This window comes from Marivirga sp. (assembly GCF_035704835.1).
GTDB lineage: Bacteria > Bacteroidota > Bacteroidia > Cytophagales > Cyclobacteriaceae > Marivirga.
Genome location: NZ_DASSWQ010000004.1, coordinates 1 through 5,017, shown reverse-complemented (window position 1 = coordinate 5,017; position 5,017 = coordinate 1). Strand labels below are relative to the sequence as shown.

Here is a 5,017-nt window from a genome sequence, read left to right as displayed (position 1 = left end):
TTAACTTCAAAAGGATGATGAACATATGGAAATCATCTCTTTGGCTCTATTTACAAAAGATGTATCAAAGCTGTTTCATCTGTTATCAAAATTTTTTACCATTAAAAGGGATATATTATGGGGTTTTTAAGGGCTGACTATATAGTAGAAAAAAGAAAAGTAGAAGGGAATGTAGAAACGAAAGACTGTCAGTCAATAACTGACATCAATTTTTAACGAAGTAACTCATTTTTAAGTTTTTTTGTTGAAAAGATGTTTTTTAAAAATAAATAATATTAAATAAAAAAAAGGAGTCTTCAATTTGAAAACTCCTTAATCTTGAATCTAGATTCTTGATTCTAGCATCTTAATATTACCCTCTAGCTTTCGCTTCTTCTTTAATTTTATTCAATGCAGAACCTGCTTTAAACCACTCAATTTGAGCATCATTATACGTATGGTTTGCCTTGATTACATCTTTAGAACCATCTGCGTGAACTGCTTCTATGGTAATCGGCTTTTCAGGAGCAAATTGATCTAAATCCAAGAAATTGAACGTATCATCTTCCTGAATTTTATCATAATCCGCTTCATTAGCGAAAGTCAAACCTAGTAGACCTTGCTTCTTCAAGTTGGTTTCGTGAATACGAGCAAATGATTTAACCAAAACAGCTTTAACACCTAAATGTCTTGGCTCCATGGCAGCATGTTCTCTAGAAGAACCTTCACCATAATTATGGTCACCCACTACTATAGTCGGGATTCCTTTTGCTTTGTACTCTCTCTGCGTTGCAGGAACAGCACCATATTCACCAGTTATCTGACTTTTTACTTTATTAGTTTCTTCATTGAAAGCATTTACAGCTCCAATTAAGCAGTTGTCAGAAATATTATCCAAGTGACCTCTGAACCTCAACCATGGACCAGCCATAGAAATATGGTCAGTCGTACATTTGCCTAATGCTTTGATAAGCAATTTAGCGCCTGTTATATTTTTGCCATCCCAAGCATCAAAGCCTTCTAATAATTGTAATCTTTTAGAATCAGGAGCCACTTTTACTTGAACACCACTTCCATCTTTAGCCGGTTCTTGATAGCCGTTATCTTCTACTGCAAAACCGGCTTCAGGTAATTCAGCTCCAAAAGGAGGGTCTAATTTTACTTGTTCCCCTTTTTCGTTTGTTAAGGTATCAGTTAAAGGATTAAATCCTAAATCACCACTTATCGCAATTGCCGCTACCATTTCTGGAGAAGTTACAAATGCGTGAGTGTTAGGGTTTCCATCCGCTCTTTTTGAGAAGTTTCTATTGAAAGAGTGAACGATGGTGTTTTTCTCGCCTTTATCAGCACCAGTTCTTGACCATTGTCCGATACAAGGTCCACAAGCATTAGTAAAGATAGTGGCGTCTAAATCTTCAAAGATTTTTAATAAACCATCACGATCAGCGGTAAATCTTACTTGCTCTGAACCAGGGTTAATTCCAAATTCTGATTTTGTTTTCAAGCCTTTTTCTACAGCTTGTTTTGCAATAGAGGAGGCTCTAGATAAATCTTCATAAGATGAGTTAGTACAAGAACCAATCAATCCCCATTCTACTTTTGTTGGCCATCCGTTTTTCTCAGCTTCCGCTTTTAATTGAGAAATAGGGGTAGCTCTATCTGGAGTAAAAGGACCATTAACATGGGGCTCTAAAGTTGTTAAATCAATTTCAATAACTTGATCGAAATGTTTTTCAGGATTGGCATAAACCTCATCATCTCCAGTTAGGTGCTCACGAACCTCATTTGCGGCATCTGCCACATCATTTCTATCAGTAGATCTTAAATAACGCTCCATAGCATCATCATAACCAAAAGTAGAAGTAGTAGCACCAATTTCAGCACCCATATTACATATAGTACCTTTTCCTGTGGCGGAAAGTGACTGAGCGCCAGGGCCGAAATACTCTACTATTGCACCTGTACCGCCTTTTACGGTTAAAATACCTGCAACTTTTAGAATGACATCTTTAGCAGAAGTCCAACCGTTCAATTTTCCAGTTAACTTCACACCAATTAATTTTGGAAATTTCAATTCCCAAGGCATCCCAGCCATTACATCAACAGCGTCAGCACCACCAACTCCAATGGCAACCATACCCAAACCACCAGCATTTACAGTGTGAGAATCGGTTCCAATCATCATTCCACCAGGAAAAGCATAATTTTCTAAAACTACTTGGTGAATAATACCTGCACCCGGCTTCCAGAAGCCAATTCCATATTTATTAGAAACAGATTCCAAGAAGTTAAACACCTCTCCAGAAGCAGTAAGAGAGCTTCTTAAATCTTCTTTAGCACCTTCTTTTGCCAGTATTAAATGGTCGCAATGTACGGTAGAAGGTACTGCTGCTTGGTCTCTTCCAGCTTGCATAAATTGCAAAAGTGCCATCTGCGCAGTTGCATCTTGCATGGCTACTCTATCTGGAGCAAAATCCACGTAAGATTTACCTCTTTGAAATGCAGTTTTAGCATTTCCATCCCATAAATGAGCGTAAAGTATCTTTTCAGATAAGGTTAAAGGTTTATTGACCACTTGTCTTGCTGCAGCGATTTTCTCGCTCATGCCAGCATAAACAGCTTTAATCATGTCTATATCAAAAGCCATATTATTTTTATTTATTTAAAATTCTTCGATTATCTGCAAAGATACAAAATCAACACTTTTATCCTATGTGTAAACAAGGAATATCCGTATTTGTAAAAGTTCTAATTATCGATATAAAATACTGTTTTATAGAAAGTTAACTTATTGTAGTTAAAGTTTTACTTGTTTTTTATTGTTTAGAAAACTGAATCACTTATATTTGAATTGCTGTTAAATCCGCTATTTAATTTGTTCCGTATGTATATAAATTCAAAGAATAATTATTTTCTTTCGATGAAATTATATTAAATGTACTAAAAGACTGTAGATTTGTAGATTAAAGAGACATTTAAATTTTAAATTTGTATATAAATATATAATTGTGGTTAAAATAATTTATATTACTGTATCTCTATTCTTTTTGAATATTGCAGTGTTATTAGGTCAGAATTGTGATTCAAGCATTTCTAATGTAGTTGTTTCAAATATTGGAGATCCAACTATATCATTTGAATTAAGTAATAAACAAAATTTTGAAATTAATTTGTATGATAATTCTACAAAAAAATATATATTAAATACAAGTAAAATTGTACCTGATTCTAATGATAATTTAAATATCACTTTAGTCGAAAATGATAATTCAATTACTATAAAAGGTCTTAGTAACGAATTAATTAAGCATAGTCTGGTTTTGGTGTTAGTCTCAAAGGTAGAAGGATGTAAGCCGCTTAAAATTGAATTGAATTAGTATGAAAAAAATTTACTACTTATTACTTTCTTCAATATTTATCATCAGTTTTAGCGAAAGAGTTAAGGCTCAATGTCCTGATGGGAATAGTACTGAAGCAACTATTAATTTTACAGATGCTTTATGTTTTGGAGCAGAAAATGGTACAATTTCGTTTGAATTGAGAGATGTTGGTGATTTAGCTCTAAATCCTGCTAATTTTTCTTATGCCTTGTATGATGGCGGGGAAAACGATTATGTTTATGATGATATAGGTATTACTCCTGGAGGTGATGTTAATCCTGCAATTAATTTAAATATTACTGGTAATATTATTGAATTCTCTAATGTTCCTACAACAAAAGATGGAATTGGTTATACAATAGGTGCCAGACGTACCGATGGGACTTGTGGCGCACCTGATTTTTTTACACAAGGAATACTTGGTATTATTATAGATGAACCAGATGAATTAATTGCTACTGTTGATTCAAAAGTAGATGATTGTAACGATACTGATTCAGGAGAGATTTTGTTGGATGTTAATGGTGGTACAGGACCATATTCTTTCTCTTGGACTGGTCCCACTTTGATTGGGGATACTGATAACCCAACAGGACTTTCTGCAGGATCTTACGATGTTATTGTTACTGATGATAATGGTTGTACTTTTAATTTAAATGGAATAGAAATAATTACTCCAACAGTTGCCGATGCAGGTACAGACGAGTCTGTTTGTCAAAATGATTATAATCTTAATGGAAATAATTTACAAACAGGTGAAACAGGGACATGGTCAATTGTTACACAACCTGGTGGGGCAAACGCTCAAATTGATGATTTAAATAGTCCCAATACTGTAGTATCCGATTTAGTAATTGCTGGAGATTATGTGTTTAGGTGGACAGTTAGTAATGATGCAGGTAGTTGTGCTGATTCCGATAGTGATGTAACAATATCACGGACTGATGCTGCTTCAGCAGGTAATTATGTTGGTGCTCCAGCTGAAATATGTAATACGGAAACATCTTTTAATCTTTTTACACTTTTGGATGGAACTGAGGACCCTGGAGGAGTTTGGACTCAAACCGCGGGAACAACCACAGTTACTTTGGATGCGAATACTGGTGAAGTAAACTTCACTGGTGCTGCTGCTGACACCTATTCATTTGAATATGAGGTAACTGGTACAGCCCCTTGTCCGGCAGACACTGAAATTGTAAATGTTTTAATAGAAGAAGCTCCAATAGCAGGCACGCCAACAGATGCTACGGTATGTAGCACAGCAGATGCCTTTGACTTATTTGGTCAATTGGCAGATGAAGATACAGGCGGAAGCTGGACGAATACAGGCGCAGGTACGGGTACAGGCGATGTATTAGATGACACCACAGGCATAGTAGATTACACAGCCGCTACAGCGGGAACCTATGTGTATGAATATGAAATTGCTGCTACAGCAACTTGTCCAGGCGCCACTTCAAGTGTAACGATAACAGTAGAAGCAGCCCCAAGTGCAGGGACAGCAACAAATATCACTTTATGTAATACAGAATCAGCCTTTGACTTATTTGGTCAGTTAGCGGGTGAAGATGCAGGAGGAGACTGGAGTTTAACGACAACGACTGGTTCAGGAGCGGTATTTGTTGGTGCGACTACAGATGGCGTAATAGACTTTACAG

3 protein-coding genes are annotated in these 5,017 nt (G+C 35.9%); 2 read left to right on the top strand and 1 reads right to left on the bottom strand.

Annotated elements, in window-relative coordinates:
- Nucleotides 1–352: 352 nt before the first annotated feature.
- On the bottom strand, nt 353–2,626 hold the full coding sequence (locus tag VFM92_RS00185; RefSeq protein WP_325120168.1) for an aconitate hydratase: 2,274 nt from the start codon (nt 2,624–2,626) through the stop codon (nt 353–355).
- A gap of 361 nt (nt 2,627–2,987) precedes the next feature.
- Between VFM92_RS00185 and VFM92_RS00180 the strand changes: the two genes are divergently transcribed.
- Together VFM92_RS00180 and VFM92_RS00175 are read left to right on the top strand one after the other, a co-directional pair.
- Entirely contained in the window at nt 2,988–3,356 is a 369-nt protein-coding gene (locus VFM92_RS00180) for a hypothetical protein (protein ID WP_325120167.1), read from the top strand.
- Between the two features lies 1 nt (nt 3,357).
- A partial coding sequence (locus VFM92_RS00175; RefSeq protein WP_325120166.1) for a SprB repeat-containing protein occupies nt 3,358–5,017 on the top strand: 1,660 nt, incomplete at its 3' end.

What these genes read in the sequence shown, in the direction of transcription:
- VFM92_RS00185 (WP_325120168.1), bottom strand. Translation starts at nt 2,626, where the DNA reads ATGGCTTTTGATATAGACATGATTAAAGCTGTTTATGCTGGCATGAGC.